The sequence below is a fragment of the Cohnella faecalis genome, from assembly GCF_003570905.1.
GTDB classification, from domain to species: domain Bacteria; phylum Bacillota; class Bacilli; order Paenibacillales; family Paenibacillaceae; genus Cohnella; species Cohnella faecalis.
Map to the genome: position 1 here is coordinate 1,322,446 of NZ_QXJM01000039.1, position 15,950 is coordinate 1,338,395.

Annotated in this window: 14 protein-coding genes; 13 read left to right on the forward strand and 1 reads right to left on the reverse strand. The window is 54.7% G+C overall.

The features are described 5' to 3' along the window. Positions 1-92 precede the first annotated feature (92 nt). The 7 genes from D3H35_RS19165 to D3H35_RS19195 all read left to right on the forward strand — a co-directional run bounded on the left by D3H35_RS19165 (position 93) and on the right by D3H35_RS19195 (position 8,303). Positions 93-548, forward strand: coding sequence for a hypothetical protein (locus D3H35_RS19165; RefSeq protein ID WP_119150790.1), 456 nt, complete (start codon positions 93-95; stop codon positions 546-548). Positions 549-558: 10 nt separating this feature from the next. Further along, entirely contained in the window at positions 559-1,707 is a 1,149-nt protein-coding gene (locus D3H35_RS19170) for a transglutaminase-like domain-containing protein (RefSeq protein WP_119150791.1), read from the forward strand. Between the two features lie 55 nt (positions 1,708-1,762). Further along, positions 1,763-3,850, forward strand: coding sequence for a peptidoglycan D,D-transpeptidase FtsI family protein (locus D3H35_RS19175; protein WP_119150792.1), 2,088 nt, complete (start codon positions 1,763-1,765; stop codon positions 3,848-3,850). A gap of 806 nt (positions 3,851-4,656) precedes the next feature. Then, complete coding sequence (locus D3H35_RS19180; protein ID WP_119151230.1) at positions 4,657-5,403, forward strand: Cof-type HAD-IIB family hydrolase; 747 nt, start codon at positions 4,657-4,659, stop codon at positions 5,401-5,403. A 7-nt stretch (positions 5,404-5,410) separates the two neighbouring features. Next, positions 5,411-5,896: a DUF456 domain-containing protein gene (locus D3H35_RS19185; RefSeq protein WP_119150793.1), complete on the forward strand. Its 486-nt coding sequence runs from the start codon at positions 5,411-5,413 to the stop codon at positions 5,894-5,896. Positions 5,897-5,919: 23 nt separating this feature from the next. Further along, positions 5,920-6,642 carry a ThuA domain-containing protein gene (locus D3H35_RS19190; protein ID WP_119150794.1) on the forward strand — a complete coding sequence of 241 codons (723 nt, stop codon included), beginning with the start codon at positions 5,920-5,922 and terminating at the stop codon, positions 6,640-6,642. A 32-nt stretch (positions 6,643-6,674) separates the two neighbouring features. Further along, positions 6,675-8,303 carry a putative polysaccharide biosynthesis protein gene (locus tag D3H35_RS19195; protein WP_233568003.1) on the forward strand — a complete coding sequence of 543 codons (1,629 nt, stop codon included), beginning with the start codon at positions 6,675-6,677 and terminating at the stop codon, positions 8,301-8,303. On the opposite strand, the gene D3H35_RS19200 is transcribed toward D3H35_RS19195, so the two are convergent. Then, positions 8,291-9,502 (reverse strand): DUF2515 family protein, encoded by a 1,212-nt coding sequence (locus D3H35_RS19200; protein ID WP_119150796.1) that lies wholly within the window; start codon positions 9,500-9,502, stop codon positions 8,291-8,293. The genes D3H35_RS19195 and D3H35_RS19200 overlap by 13 nt on opposite strands. Positions 9,503-9,626: 124 nt before the next feature. Between D3H35_RS19200 and D3H35_RS19205 the strand changes: the two genes are divergently transcribed. From D3H35_RS19205 to D3H35_RS19225, 6 genes are all read left to right on the forward strand, one after another. Continuing rightward, on the forward strand, positions 9,627-11,207 hold the full coding sequence (locus D3H35_RS19205; protein WP_119150797.1) for a stalk domain-containing protein: 1,581 nt from the start codon (positions 9,627-9,629) through the stop codon (positions 11,205-11,207). A gap of 84 nt (positions 11,208-11,291) precedes the next feature. After that, on the forward strand, positions 11,292-11,645 hold the full coding sequence (locus tag D3H35_RS19210) for a thioredoxin family protein (RefSeq protein ID WP_119151231.1): 354 nt from the start codon (positions 11,292-11,294) through the stop codon (positions 11,643-11,645). A gap of 188 nt (positions 11,646-11,833) precedes the next feature. After that, the gene (locus D3H35_RS32635) at positions 11,834-12,166 is read left to right on the forward strand and encodes a COX15/CtaA family protein (protein ID WP_233568004.1); all 333 of its coding nucleotides are present in this window, start codon (positions 11,834-11,836) and stop codon (positions 12,164-12,166) included. Further along, the gene (locus D3H35_RS19215; RefSeq protein ID WP_233568005.1) at positions 12,070-12,765 is read left to right on the forward strand and encodes a COX15/CtaA family protein; all 696 of its coding nucleotides are present in this window, start codon (positions 12,070-12,072) and stop codon (positions 12,763-12,765) included. Before D3H35_RS32635 ends, D3H35_RS19215 begins: the two co-directional genes overlap by 97 nt. Before the next feature lie 18 nt (positions 12,766-12,783). Beyond that, complete coding sequence (locus tag D3H35_RS19220) at positions 12,784-14,565, forward strand: UbiD family decarboxylase (RefSeq protein WP_119150798.1); 1,782 nt, start codon at positions 12,784-12,786, stop codon at positions 14,563-14,565. A 313-nt stretch (positions 14,566-14,878) separates the two neighbouring features. Then, positions 14,879-15,544 carry a hypothetical protein gene (locus D3H35_RS19225; protein ID WP_119150799.1) on the forward strand — a complete coding sequence of 222 codons (666 nt, stop codon included), beginning with the start codon at positions 14,879-14,881 and terminating at the stop codon, positions 15,542-15,544. Positions 15,545-15,950: the final 406 nt, after the last annotated feature.

A 15,950-nucleotide genomic window follows, 5' to 3' on the forward strand; every position in this document is an offset into this window, starting at 1 on the left:
CGGTCGCGAACGTTTTACGAGAGCCAAGTCGTTACGGTATAATAGGAAAAGGTATGCAGATAGCGTAACGGATGTTTGATGGAGGAGATCGAATGAATTTCGATAATTGGACGTCGGACGCCTGGCTGACGTTTGCGCAGGACCATTGGGTTGTCATCGTTGTGGCCGTCGTAGCGATCTTCATCGTCGTGAACGTGGTCAAGACGGTAGTGAAATGGGGTCTTATCGCCGCTATCGTTGTCGGTATCGTCGTATACGGCGGATACAGCGTCGACGATCTGAAGGCGGTAGGAGCGGATTTGACGTCGAAAGTGTCCGCGGAGCTGAAGGACCAGGCTATTAATGCGATGGCTGGAGAAGCGAAAGAAGCGACTTATACCGATAACGGCGATGGCACGTACACCGTGAAGAGCTCGAAGCTGGAGCTTACCGGCAAGCCCGGCTCGGGAGAAGTGTCCGTGAGCTTTAACGGAAGCACTCTCGGAACGTGGCAATTGGAAGGCGCGGTTAAGCAATTCGTCGAGCAAGCGCGCAAGTCGGCGAAGTAGAGGATAAGAGATGAATTTGAGCGGTAACGGGTGGGGGCTGTCGTTGTCGGACGCCAATCTGGTCACGGTCGCCTTGGTGGCGATCGTGGCCGTCTCGCTCTTGCAGGGGGTGTGGAGAGGGGCTTCGGGATCGGCGAAGCAACTTTTCTTTTTTTTGACGAGCGCAATCGTCGCCGTGGCGGCAATCGTCGTCGCGGCTTGGGGCGCTTCGACCGCCTCTCCCGTCCTGCAGGCTTATTTGGCGGAGCACGGCATGGAGCGCCCTGCCGCCGACGCCTCCTATTTTGCTCAATTGGCTTATACGGTCGTGTCCGGACTAAGGGATTTTCCTTTGTTCCGGTTCGCGGCGTTGTTTCTATTGCTATATGCCGCGCTTCGGCTGTTGACCGGATTTATGGTGCGGATTCTGGCCGGAGTCGGCTCCATACCGATGGCGCTGCTTCCGTCCGGAGGCTCGGTCAGCAGGACGGTAGGCGGCGCTATCGGTGCGGCTCTCGGCGCCGGCCGGGCATTGCTGTTCACGGCTCTGCTGTTTGGATATTGCGCGTTATGGCCTCAAGGGCCGATGACCGACTATATTCAACAATCCGGCTTGTATCGGGAAGCGGCCGCCCAGATCATTCGTCCCGCCGCAGGCGTCTTGCTGGAGGAGCGTCTGCCGGTTTTTGCCAAGGCGATGACGGGCGAGCTGGATCAGTTATGGCAGAGAAGATATGACGTTATCGATGCCGAACTGCCGGACGATATCGTAAATGCGGCCAAGTCGGTTACGGAAGGCAAGACAGGAGACGAAGCGAAGGCTGTCGCCCTCTACGATTGGGTCGGTTCGCGGATCGTATACGACGACGACAAAGTGACGGCCTACGAGGAGCGCAACGAATGGCGGGAGCAGAACCCTGAGCAGACGTTCGCGACCCGCAAAGGCGTATGCATCGATTACGCCCGGCTTTACGCCGCCATGGCGCGTTCCGTCGGGCTGGACGCCAGAGTCGTAACCGGACTCGGCTATGACGGCCAGGGCGGCTACGGGCCGCACGCATGGAACGAAGTTTATTTGCAGGAACGGCAGGCGTGGGTGCCGCTAGACCCGACCTGGGCGAAGACCGGCGACTGGTTCGATCCTCCGCGATTCGCCGATACCCATATCCGTCAGGCTTGATCGCCCGAAGACGACAACGTCGCCATTCCCCGCAAGCAAGGAGGCTTCATAATAAGTGGGCAACAACAAAACCGAAGAAGCGCAGAAGAGGGAAATACGCAATCGCCGGCATTTCAGCTTCCGGCTCAACGTCTTTTTCTTCGCTACTTTTTTCGTCTTTTCGCTGCTGATCGTTCGTCTGGCGTTTCTCCAATTCGTGGAAGGCCCCAAGCTCAAAGAACGGGAACACGATATCGGTACGCGGGTCGTTCCGATTCCGCCGATTCGCGGCAATATTTACGACTCTACAGGAACGGCTATCGCCTATTCGACATCGACTCAGTCGCTGTATTACACGCTTGAGCCGGGAACGAAGGAAGCGGACGGCAAGGCGCTTGCGGTTAGACTGTTCGAAGTATTCGCCAAGTACGGCAACAAAGCGAAAAATCCGCCCAACGCCCAAGAGGTGTTCGAGGACATGGACTTCGGCGGGGCGGTCCATCTTCCTTTTCAGCCGAGGCGCATCAAGTCCGGCTTGACGAAGGAGGAGATCGCCTACTTCGCGGAGCATCAAAAAGAGTTCAAGGGCGTCGACATCCTCGAGGAAAGCATCCGGCAGTACAGCGACGATCAAATCGCCGTGCAGCTGGTCGGCTATATGAAGCAGATGAAGGGCGCGACGAGCCTCGACAAGTACAAGGATATCAATACGGATCAGAAGGATGCGACGCTGAAGTATTTGGAATCCGAAGAGGTCGGCTTTGACGGCATCGAGCTCATGTACCAGGACGAGCTGCGAGGCCGCAATGGCTTGAAAACTTATCCGGTCAACAAGGACAGCCGAATCGTCGGGCCCATGCAGCTGACGAAGCCGGTCAAGGGCGAAAATCTGTTTTTGACGATCAACAAGAACATTCAATTGGCCGCTCAAAAAGCGATCACAGACCAATTGAACAAGCTGAAGCATGCGCCGAAGGGAACGACCGAGTACGAAGGACGGAACGCTACGACGGGCTACGCGGTAGCGATGGAAGTCGATACGGGCAAGGTCGTCGCCATGGCGAGCATGCCGGACTACAACTCGAATTTGTGGCAAGGGGGCATCAGCTCCAAGGACTACAACTCGATCAAGTATTTCATCGGCAACGGCGCCATCCGCGAGGTGCAGCCGCCTTATGACGACGACAAGGAACGCGCGAAGCATCCGTCGTCGCTCGTATTTCTCGGCTCTACGCAGAAGCCTCTGACGATCTTGGTAGGGCTAAGCGAGAAGCTGATCACGCCTTCCTCCTCATGGGTAGATCCGGGCTATTTCGGGTTCGGGCGCAAAGGCCACGAGACGAAAGTCCGAAACGCCAAGAGCACGCCGAACGGAAGACTAGTCCCGACGACGGCGATAGCCAAGTCTTCCAACGCCTTCATGGCCGCGATGGTCGGCAACGCGTTGTACTTGAGGTCCCCGTCCAAGGCGGTAGAGATTTGGGACGGCTACATGAAGCAGTTCGGCCTTGGCGTAAAGACGGGCAGCGGATTGCCGGGCGAGCAAGCGGGCAACCTGAACTACTTCAAGGAGGAAAAGAACGGGAGCGCCCAGTCGGCGATGATTTACTCCTCGTTCGGCCAGCAAGCCCAGTACACGGTTTTGCAATTGGCACAGTATGCGACGGTGCTCGCAAGCAGGGGCGAGCGCCTTAAACCGCAGTTCGTCGATCATATCGAGGATTCCGATGGAAATTTGGTTCAGCCTTTCCAGAAGGAACTGCTGAACACGGTCACTTTTCCGAAGCAGTATTGGCAGACGATCGAAGCCGGGATGTCCCAAGTTAAAGTACAGGGTTTCGAGGATTTTCCTTATTCCTTCAACAGGAAGACGGGAACGTCCCAGCAAGACGTCGCCGGCGGCAAAAAAGTCGAGAACTCCGTATTCATCGCGTACGCGCCCGCGGATAAGCCGAAGCTGGCCGTCGCGGTTGTCGTGCCGGAGGGGGGATACGGCGGCTGGGGAGCGGCTCCGATCGCGCGCAAAATTTTCGACGCCTACGACGAGCAAGTCGGGCTGACGGGCACGCCGCGCAAGCCGACTCCGGCGTCTACCGTACCTGCGGACGAGGCTGCCTCTCAGCAGCAGGGCGATGGAGCGAACGGAGCTGCCGCTGAGCAGTAGAAAAGTCGGATAAGGCGGTTTCCCGGTTTATTTCGGCAGTCGCATTCGTCCTGAAGAAAACCTCCAATTCCGTCGCTGAAGCGGAATGGAGGTTTTTTTTGAATCGGAATTGACGCTGCGGTTTTATTTTCCTGCAGAACGTACAGTAAATCTAAGCTCGCTGGTTGCATTAAGGGGATTCGGATGTAGAACGTACGGTTAGTTGATGTGGTAAAAGCTACTAAAGTCAATTTTGAATTTATTAACTGTACAATTTGCAGGTACTCTTCGTCTTAAGCGGTCCACTTCCGTAATTGCTGCATGTTTTACAGTTGTTTTCAACTCGCTGGAATTTTTGCGAATGCGGGTGAAACGAAGCTTCAAAGCCGGAAACAGCCGCTTCAGGATCGAGAGTTTTTTTGTTCAAAAAGTTTCATCAATACAACATTTTTGTATATTATAAAAAAAGCGGCTGCGGGTAAAAACTCGACTTTAAACTTAGGCGGCGGATATTATCGGGCGCGCCCGCGAATCGGGAGGAGTAGAAGCGATGAAAAGAAAAATTCCGTCTTCCATAAAGAGGTTCGTTTGGACGTTGGTATATGTGGGGATCGCGGTGTCGCTCGTTGCGGTTGCGCTCTAAACGGGAGTAACCAAAAAAAGTTGGGCTGCGGGTCGGGAGCCTGACCAACATAAGCCGATTTTCTTTTTCCTCCGGGATATTGGTTTCTTACAGGACGTAAAGCTATAATGAACGAAGGATGTTAGGCATAGTCGTCGAACTATCGACAGAACCGCTTACGGAATTCGAGGGAGTGAACGATTACTTGACACAATACCGACTGTTGGCGATTGATTTGGATGGAACGCTGCTCAACGAAGCCGGCGAGATCAGTGCAATGAATCACGAATGGGTGAAAAAGGCGACCGATGCGGGAATCACCGTGTGCGTATCGACGGGCAGAGGCTTCAAAAGCGCTCTTCCGATTGCGGAGCAGCTTGGCTTGCAGACGCCTATGATTACCGTGAACGGCGGAGAAATTTGGAGCAAGCCGCATACGCTTCACCAGAGGACTTTGCTGGATTCGGACAAGGTGGCCAAGCTTCACGCGCTCGCGAAGCGATATCCGGAGACATGGTTCTGGGCGTATTCGATTGAAGATATTTACAACAAGGAGCGCTGGATCGATAACGACCCGGAAGCTCATGAATGGCTCAAATTCGGTTATTACACCGAAGACAAGAATGCGCTGGACGGCATTTTGGCGGAAATTCGGACTTGGGACGGGCTGGAGCTCAGCAACTCGTCGCCGTTCAATATAGAAGTGAATCCTTCCGGCGTATCCAAGGCGACCGCCGTGGAGGAAGTGTGCCGGTTGCTCGGAATCGAGCTGTCCCAGGCAGTGGCGGTAGGCGACAGCCTGAACGATATCGCGGCGATCCGGGCTTGCGGTCTGGGGGTGGCGATGGGCAATGCTCAGGACGAGGTGAAGGCGTCGGCCGACATCGTGACGTCCAGCAACCTTGAGGACGGAGTCGCGCATTTGATTCAAAATTATTTGCTGAAGGCGTGATAGCGAGATGGACGTGCTTGGCTGGATTCTTATTATCGTGTTGTTCGTCGTCGGGATGGCGGGAGCGGTCTATCCGATTTTGCCGGGCGCTCTGGCGATATATGCGGCATTTTTCGTCTATGGGCTATTCTTCTCGTTCGGACCGTTCGGATTTTGGTTTTGGACGATCCAGACGTTGATCGTGGCCGTCCTATTCGTGGCGGATTACGTCGTGAACGCATGGGGCGTCAAAAAGTACGGAGGCTCCAAGGCATCCATATGGGGAAGCACGATCGGCATACTTATCGGTCCGTTCGTTATTCCGGCATTCGGACTTATTATCGGCCCGTTCGCCGGAGCCGTGATCGGAGAGCTTATTCACGGCTCATCTGCGGATCGGGCAATCAAAGTCGGCTGGGGGGCGCTCGTAGGGTTGTTCACCAGTACGGTTGTGAAGTTTATTTTGCAAGCCGCGATGATCGCTTTATTCGTCGTTTGGCTAATTGCATATTAATTTCGTTAGGAGAGTGAGCCGGGATGGTTCGAGTTACCGTATGGAACGAGTTCAGGCACGAGCAGGAGCACGAAGAGGTGCGCAGCGTTTACCCGGAAGGCATTCATGCCGTCATCGCCGCGGGGCTGAATGAAGCGGGGGAAGGCTTCGCCGTAAGGACGGCGACATTGCCGGAGCCGGAGCACGGATTGACGGAGGATGTGCTGAACGACACCGACGTTCTTATTTGGTGGGGACATATGGCACACGGCGATGTGGACGACGCAATTGTCGACCGCGTTCACGAGCGGGTGATGAACGGCATGGGGCTCATCGTCCTTCATTCGGGCCACTTCTCGAAAATATTCAAAAAGCTGATGGGAACCGGCTGCGACCTCAAATGGCGGGAAGCGAAGGAAAAAGAGCGCATCTGGACCGTCGATCCGTCGCATCCGATCGCGGAAGGCATCCCGGAATACTTCGAGCTGAAGCCGGAGGAGATGTACGGCGAGCACTTTGACATTCCCGCGCCGGACGAACTCATCTTCGTAAGCTGGTTTGAAGGAGGCGAGGTGTTCCGCAGCGGCTGTACGTTCCGTCGGGGGCAAGGGAAGATCTTTTATTTCCGTCCGGGACACGAGACGTATCCGACCTATTACCACCCTCTCGTCCGCAAGGTAATCGCCAACGGCGCGAAATGGGCGGCTCCCACAGCTAACGCGAAGCCGGTTCGCGGCCACCACCAACCTCTCGAACCGATTAACTGATTTGATCTTTTCCGAATCGAGGCTCCATTCCATTGAAAAAAGATACTTTGCTCAAAGGAACACTTATTCTAGCCGCGGCCGCTCTCGTCGCTCGCGGTCTTGGCATTTTCCAGCGGGTTCCGCTTGATTACGTACTCAGCGATGCGGGTAACGGATATTTCGGTGTAGCGAATAACGTTTATTTGCTGCTGCTCGTCGTGGCGACGGCAGGCATTCCCAGCGCAATAAGCAAGATGGTATCCCAACGATACGCTCTTGGCCGGGTAGGGGAAGCCCAGCAAGTGTACAGAGCCGCGATGCTGTTCGGCGCTGCGGCGGGAATTGTCATAACGCTAGGGATGTTAGGGCTCGCACCGCTAATCGCCGGTCCGATCCTGGACGAGCCGGAAGCCGCGACGGCTATTCGGGCGATCGCCCCGTCGCTGCTGCTCTTTCCGATGATTGCCATGATGCGGGGTTATTTTCAGGGACGTCAATTCATGGCGGCAGGCGGTATATCGCAAATCGTGGAACAAATATTGCGCGTTGTGGCCGCTGTCGCTATCGCCTTCGCCATCTATGCGGGCAGCCCTCATAATGACGAAGGGATTGCGGCTGGAGCGTCACTCGGCAGCGTCTTCGGCAGTATCGGCGCTTTTGCGGTTATGCTTTATTATGCGCGCAAGCTGAAGGCAAGAGATCGGCTGGAACCGTTGGCTATGCGCGATACGTCGCGGTCGCTCAAGCTGAAGGAAATTTATCGCGAGCTGTTCCGGCTTTCCATTCCGATCGTCATGACGGCGATAACGGTGCAATTCGTCTATACGCTGGACGGAATTATGGTCAAGTCATTGACGCGGGGACATTTCGATCCGGATCTTATTCTTCATTGGTGGGGAGTTCTCAGCATGAACGCCCAAGCCATCGCGGGAATTCCGGTTATTCTGGCGGTCGCGCTGAGCCAATCGATTATTCCGATAATTTCGGCGGCGCACGCTGTCGGCGATCATAATCGGGTCGGAAATCAAGCTTCCCTCGCGGTAAGGATAGCGATCTATACCGGCATGCCGATGATTCTGCTTCTCGGGGTCGGAGCGTTCAGCGTCAATGGGCTATTGTTCGAGAAACCCGAAGGAAGCTCGATCGTCGCCATGCTTACGCTGGGAACGCTGTTTCAGATCGGGATGATGGTAACCAACTCCATTCTGCTCGGACTGGGCAAGCCGAAAAAAGCGACGATGCACACGATCACCGGCATTATCATCAAGATTATTCTTAGCTTCGCGCTCGCTCCGTGGATGGGCGTATACGGCATCATTCTCTCGACGACGATTTGCTTTATTTGGGCGCTATTCTTCAACGTGCTTAGTCTCAGGAAGAGATCGACGTTTAACGTTATCGGCAAAGCCTGGCCCGGCTACATAGCCACCGTAGCGATCGTAGCCGGGGCGTTGTGGCTGCTGCAAAAAGGAGTGCTGGCGATTCTGTCGGGCGCTCCGGATAAAGTCGCTTTCTTCTTCTCGTGCGCGGTTATGGGCGTTGGCGTGCTTGCGCTGTATCCGACGCTGCTCGTATTGTTCCGAGTCATCACCGCCGAAGAAATGGCCTCTTACCCGCGTCCGGTGAGAAAGCTGCTCGGTCCCGTTTTCAAGCTCGTTGGGAGAACGCCTCAGAGAGGGTAACGTCCTCCAAGCGCCAATGCGGCCGCTTGCAGCTTGCGCTGTCCGTGCATATGCTCCCGGCTCATCGCGATGATGCGGGGCAAAGGCAATTTCTCAAGATAAGCGAACGCTTCCCGATTCGAGTACCAATCCCCGCGCGATGCGGCAATCAGCGGTTTGTCCGGCCATGCGGCGGACAGACAGGGGCTGTACCATCCCTTCGAAAGACCGGCCGTCGCGCCGGTTTTTTGTTTGTCTGCGAACACGTGCGGCCAATAATCGGCGCGCGAACCGGTATGAGCAACCTCCTTCGCAAATGCCGCAGCCCCTCTCAGAACCGTAGGATAGCCGAACAGCATCGCATAGAGACATTTTCCGAATTCGATTCGTTCCTCCAGGCTCTCGAACCGCTCCAATATTCGGCCGGCAAGGGAGACGCTGCGAGTGCCGAGCTTAAGCGGAAAGACGATCTGGTTCAACTGAAGCAGCGGCTGCGATTGAAAAGCGGCGTTATCGAACACGCGCTTTCGGAACACCTCGTTCTCGACCACTCGGCTCTGGATATAGTGCTGCTCATTCACGATCAGCGCCGTCGATATTAGCACGGAATTGCGCTCCGTCCAGAATCGCTCCCAACAAGGCTGCATGAAGACCGATACGCCAAAGCTCGGCAGCAGTCGGAACAGGCCGATGCCCTGTCTTTTGCTCTCGGCATACAATCGAAGCTGCGGGTAAGCGTCGCCAAAGATGAGCGAATTGCAGCTTTCAAGCATGTCGAAGCTCCAGCGAAGTTGGTCTGCGGGCAAAAGCTTCGGAAGCCATTGTCCTTTCAGATCGGTCATGCTCCAGCCTCCGTTGCGGGAAACGAGATGGGCGAGCAGCGCCCAATGAAGCTCGGGATGCGCTTGATAAATATCCCAATAAGCTTGCGTGCGGGTCAAGTTATTGCGATTTAGCGCCGTCGTCTCCGAAGTGATTCGTTCCACGAGATCAAGGCACCCGTCGCAGCCCCGTCGTTGATCCGAAGGCGATCTTTGGCCATCGAGCGCTTCTCGAAGCTCCATCATGGCGCTGTGCGACAATCGCATCTCAGACCGGTTGCGAGTAAGGCGAATCGAGTCGTACCAGCCGCGGAAGCCGTTCCACATTCCCGCCGCCAGACGTCCGGTAACTCGCATTAGCGCATTCACACGATCGGTCTTCCTTTTTTTTTCGTTCATGAGCGGCTCCTTGTCATTTGTCCGCGGCAGGCCGGCAGGATTTTGCGGACGACCGTCGAATCCATGTTAAGCATACATATTGTTCCAGTTGGATGAAGGCTGGCATTGGAAAAGGGGAATTGAAATGCGCAAACGGAATTATCGCAAAATCGGACTTTGGCTGTCGGCGGCGCTGGTCTTGTTGCTCGTAGGCTGCCAAGCTATCGGCGGGCTGAATTTGGACGATATGATCCTTAAGCAATTGGAGGTCAAATCGGCCGAGCAATCCGGCAAAGTGGAAATCGAGCTAGAATTGAACGATAAAGTCGTTCTCGCGGAAGCGGCGGAAGATCCGGCAGCCGCGAAGGCGCTGGAGCTGTTCAAAAAAATGACGTTTACGGTAGAACATGCGGCTATCGATTCGAAAAACCGGTTCCAATTGAAGGGAGCGGTCAATTTCGGAGGCAAAGGCGACATTCCCATCACGCTCGGAATGGATGAGAAGGCGATTCGCTTCGATATCGCAGGTGCTCCCGAGCCTATCGTGCTGGAAATCGACTCGTTCTCCGCGCAATCGTTACAAGGCGTGCTCTCGGATGCGGGGTTGCCGGACATTCAGAGCGATGACGCCGATTTGACCGAATGGTCCAGAAGCTTGCTCCGTACGGTCGGTACTTATTTTGTCCACCATTTGCCTAATCCTCCGAAAATAACTGTCGACAGACTGGCCGCTCCTGTCAACGGGACGACGACTACGCTGACGAAAGTTCATGCGGAGCTGAACGGCGAAGAGCTGGGCGACCTTATACCTGCTTATTTGGATAATATCGTTAAGGATGAGACGGGCTTCAAGGAAATGCTTCGCCAGTTCCTGAAGGCATTGTACTCGCTTCCTCCGGAGCTCGTGGAACAGCTGGGACTGGAGGAGCCGCCGACCGAAGCCGAGACGGAAGAGGCGATCAATGCCGGAGTCGAAGAGCTATTCCCGATGCTGAAAGAGTTTCAAACCAATCTCGCCGACTTCCGCAAAGAGAAAGAGTGGGGGCAAATATTCGATAAAGGAATTTCTCTCGTTACTGACTTGTACGTGGACGATTCGCTCCATGTTCGCAAGTCGAACGTCGATCTCACGATAGCGCCGGCTTACTTCGCCGAAGAGGACTCTCCGATTCGAAGCATTCGGATTCGGAGCAGCTTCGACATTTGGAACGTAAACGGCGATGTGACCGTTCCGGCCGTCGAAGTGCCGTCGAACGCGCTGACCGAGCAAGAGCTTGACGCTATGCAGCCTTACGAGTATGTAAGAGGACTCGACGAACAGTCCGTGCTGTACGATTTGTTGAAAAACGATCTTGCGATCGATGACCAATCGTTCGAGATCAGCGACGAGTGGGGCATTCCTTGGATGGCCGACGAGCAGGACAACGTCTACGTGCCGGTCCGCTACTCGCTCGAGCAGTTCGGGAACGAGCCGATCGTCTACACGAAGAAAACGAAGGAAATCCGATTCACGGACGGAGCAACCTCTCAGGAAATCGTCTTGCACATCGGCTCTGCTGCGGCGACCGTCAATGGAAAGCCGGTAACTTTGAAGCACGCCGTTTTCCAAGACGGTCCTTACGCTTACATTTCCGCCGACGATCTATTCGGCCTTCTTCATGCGGAATATTCGATAGCGGAGTCCGACTACGGAGACTTCGTACTGAGCGTAACGAGGGATTTGTAGAAGGCTTTTGCGTTCGTCGCATTGTGACGGATCTCGAGCAGGAGTATAATGACCGTATTGGATGAATCGGAAGGAGGAATTTCGATGCAAAAGGTAAGCCAAGAGGAGGAATTCCGCCGCATTACGGGGGAAGATCGACTGACGGTCGCCGTATTCAAAACGACCTGGTGCAAAGACTGCCATTTCATCGATCCGTTCATACCGGACGTTGAGAAAGCGTACGCGGATCGTCTGACTCTTATCGAGATCGACCGCGACGACATGCCGGATCTGTGCTCCGAGCTTAACATTCTGGGCATTCCAAGCTTTATTGCCTTCCGCAAGGGTCAGGAGCTTGTCCGGTTCGTCAGCAAGCTTCGCAAGACGCGGGACGAAATCGAGCAATTCCTCGATCGCGCCGTCGCGGTATCCGCAGCCGTCGCGCCTGTGAACGGGTAACGGGATAATCGCAAGCAGCCTGAGGGAATCCTTCCCTTAGGCTGCTTTTTTGCATGCTTTGCTAGGAGAATGGCAAAGCGGTGAACATGCTCGTGTTCACATTTTGAACATGGTATTGCCTTTTGCGGTTGGGTATAATGGGAATTGGCCTCCATGCGCCTACTTTCACAAAGAAATCGGGGATAAGCATGACCGCAAAAAACTATCGTCTTTTGACCCTGCTCAGCTGCATAGGAATGTTTTTGGTCCTTGTGGTGGGAGTTACCGTAACGAATACCGATTCCGGGCGAGGCTGCGGAACGGATTGGCCGTTGTGCAACGGGAAGTTCGTTCCCGCTTATACGCTTGAATCCATGGTCGAATATTCTCACCGTGCCGTTAGCGGAATCGAAGGCTTGTTAGTGGCCGCCGCATTCGTCGCAACATGGATGATCCGCCCCGGAGCCGGGAAGCGCTTATCTATGCCGGAAGCGCGCTGCTTTTCACAATCCTGCAAGCTGCGCTCGGCGCTATGGCCGTAATCTGGCCGACTTCGGATGCGGTACTGGCTACTCATTTCGGCATTTCTCTTATCGCATTTTCGAGCACTTGGCTGCTTAGCGCTTGGGCGAAGCGACGGGTGTTGGACAACGGAAAAGGGTCGATCCGCCGCACTTCTTATTCGCGTATCCCCGCCTCCATTTTCGGATGGACGACGGCTATTCTCGTGTATTGCATGGGAGTCGTTTATTTAGGCGCTTACATTCGCCATACGCAGTCCGCCGGCGGCTGTATCGGCTGGCCGTTGTGCAATGGGGAGCTCGTGCCCGAGCTTACGAACGCTACCGGACCGGTGTTCGCTCATCGGCTGGGAGCCGTCATTATGCTTATCGCCGTCGTCTTGCTGCTAGTCCTCGTCCGCAACAAAACCGAAGGAAACAAAGAGCTGCTGTCGATCGCGAAATTATCCGTCGCGCTTGTCGTTACGCAAGTGTTGAGCGGCTGGCTGCTAACGTCGACTCTCCACAACGAAGACGTTTACGTATTTACGAGTCTACTGCACACCATTATCATATCCGCGCTGTTCAGCTCGCTCTGCCTGTTGGCAGTGCGAGCCAAGCAGATGTCGTCGCGCCGTTAAGCCGCAGGAGGTTAATCGATGAGTTTTTCTTCGCTTCGTCCTTTTTTGGACACTTTGCGCCGCGATGGGGATTTGGCCGTCATTGAGGCGCCGGTCGATCCGGTGCTCGAGCTTGCGGAAATTCACCGCCGGGTCATCGAACAAGAAGGCCCCGCATTGCTCTTCACGAACGTCAAAGGCAGTCCTTTTCCGATAGCGACGAACATGTTCGGGACGAGCCGACGCGTCGATCTGGCTTTCGGACCGCGGCCTGAGGCGTTCATGAAGCAGTTGACAGGCGCTTTGGATCGCGTACTGCCTCCCACGCCGAAAGCGTTGTGGGGCGAACGCAATTTGGTCTGGGATCTGCTTAAAGTCGGGATGAAGGAAGTGCCTAAAGACGGAGCTCCGATTCTGCAAGTACTGAAGCGGGAACGTCCGTTGGCGGATTTGCCGGCCATTACGAGCTGGCAGGAGGACGGAGGGCCTTTCGTTACTCTTCCTCTTGTTTACACGGAGCATCCGAACAACCGCAAGCATCATAATTTGGGGATGTACCGCATGCAAGTGTTCGACGATTCGACGACGGGCATGCACTGGCAAATCCACAAGGGCGGCGGTTTCCATTACCACGAAGCCGAAAAGCGCGGAGAAGCGCTTCCGGTGTCGGTATTTTTGGGAGGCCCTCCAGCGCTGATTGCATCGGCAATAGCTCCTGTGCCGGAAATGCTGGGAGAGCTGCTGCTGGCTTCGCTCATTATCGGCGGGAAGCTCCCGATGGTGCAAAATCCGCAAGGAGGCCACCGTATGCCTGCGGAAGCGGAGTTCGTCATCAGCGGCTCGGTTCCGCCGTTCCTGCGACGTCCGGAAGGTCCTTTTGGCGATCATTTCGGCTATTATTCGCTCACCCACGATTTTCCGGTATTTAACGTGAATCATATGTGGCACCGCAAGGATGCGATTTATCCGGCAACGATCGTAGGCAAGCCTCGTCAGGAAGATTATTATTTGGGCGAGTATTTGCAGCGGCTGCTGTCTCCGGCTTTTCCGAAGGTCATGCCGGGCGTCAAAGAGCTGTGGGCTTACGCGGAGACGGGCGTTCATGCGCTCGCGGCCGCCGTTGTCCGGGAGGCCTATTCGCGCGAAGCGCTCACGACCGGCTTCCGGGTTTTGGGGGAAGGCCAGCTTTCGCTGACGAAGTTCCTCATGCTGACGGATCAGCCTGTCGATCTGGCGCGGTTCGGCGATTTGATGGAGCGGGTTCTGGAACGGTTCGAGCCGCATAAAGATTTGTTCGTCTTCGACGAAACGTCGCACGATACGCTGGATTATACGAGCGGTAAGCTGAACCATGGCAGCAAAGCGATTATGATGGGGGTAGGCGAGCCTGTTCGGGAGCTTCCCGCCGTTTACAACGAGGGCGTTATCGAGGGAATTCATGCGGCTAAGCCTTATTGCCGCGGCTGTCTCGTCGTCTCGGGGGCATCGTATGAAGCCGACCCTCAATTGGCTTCGCGGGTGCTTGAGCGGCTGTCGGCGCGAGGAACGGAGTGGCCGCTCGTCATAGTCGCAGACGATGCCAACATTGCGGACGGTCAAACTTCGTTCTTGTGGACCGTATTTACCCGCTTTAACCCGGCGGACGACATTTACGCCAATTCGGACATTCGCCGCCACCACTTCGGCTACAAGCTGCCAATCGTCATCGACGCACGCATGAAGCCGGGCTACCCGGACGAGCTGTTCGCGCGCGAAGATATCGTAGAGCTGGTCGATCGCCGCTGGAAGGAATATTTCAGCTCGTCAAGCTGGAAGGGGTAGAGCGGGTCGATCTCCGCTGAAAGGGATAGAGCACGAAGAGTTTCCTCGGTGGAGATGGGTGGTTAGCCGCTCCTAGTGCAACCGAGAGTTCAACAATTTCGAGCTTAACTGCGGCCGCCACCTAAGCTGAGTTCCTTCCAAGCGCTTGTCAGGGTTCGGATTATCATGTACTATCTGCTTTAAGCAACATACTTTAAGCAACATACTTTAAGCAACATACTTTAAGCAACATACTTTAAGCGTGAAGCACACGCCGTTCACTCCTGATCAATGGAGCGGACGGCGTTTTATTTTTCTCGGGAGGGGATCGATCATGATGTTTGAACAAAAGTTCGCTTTATTGCTGGAAGAGCAAAAGAAGAAGGCCGGACTGCGCCGACTCGAGATGCTTCAGCGGGATTTATCGGGGACAAAGCGCATGCTTAAAGTTCTATGGCCCGCTCTAAAAACATTTGACGGGATTACGTTAGAGCACGAAATTATTAGCATTTCGGGAGTGAAAATATTTATTGACGCTTTTTATGAGCCGTTGGAATTTGCTTTAGAAAGCGATGGGTTCGTAGCGCATGCGGAAAAAATTACACGAGATCGGTTTGATTTTGAGCGAATGAAGATTCGGACTATCGCGAAATATTCATACAAATACGTTCCTTTTAGCCGGGATGAGTTGGATAAGAAACCAGAGATATGCTTGCAGTCTTTCTATGAGTTGGTTGGAAGACACGGAGCGAATCTATCGCGATCAAATGAACTTTTATCTGTATATGAGCGTGAAGTCATTCGATTAGGAATGACATTGCACCGCTCGTTTAGCTTTGGGGAACTGATGGAGTACCTTCAGCTCGGGCGGCAATCCAGTCGAAAAATCATGAGAGGGCTGTTGGATAAAGAGATGATTCTTCTCGAGGGGGGCAGCAAGCAGCGCTTTTACAGATTTAGACTTAGCCAGAAGGCTAAAGACTGGTTTATATGCAACTAGATGGGGGTGTGACACATACGAGTACAACGGAGACAGACGGCGGGCAGTCGGAGAGTAATTGTGACGCATACGAACACAACTGAGGCTGACGGCAGGCAGTCGGAGAGTAATTGTGACGCATACGAGCACAACGGAGGCTGACGGCGGGCAGTCGGAGAGTAATTGTGACGCATACGAGTACAACGGAGGCTGACGGCGGGCAGTTGGAGTGTAATTGTGACGCATACGAGTACAACGGAGGCAGACGGCGGGAAGTCGGAGAGTAATTGTGACGCATACGAACACAACGGAGGCAGGCGGCGGGCAGTCGGAGTGTAATTGTGACGCATACGAGCACAACGGAGGCTAACGGCGGGAAGTCGGAGTGTAATTGTGACGCATACGAGCAGAACGGAGGCTATAGGTG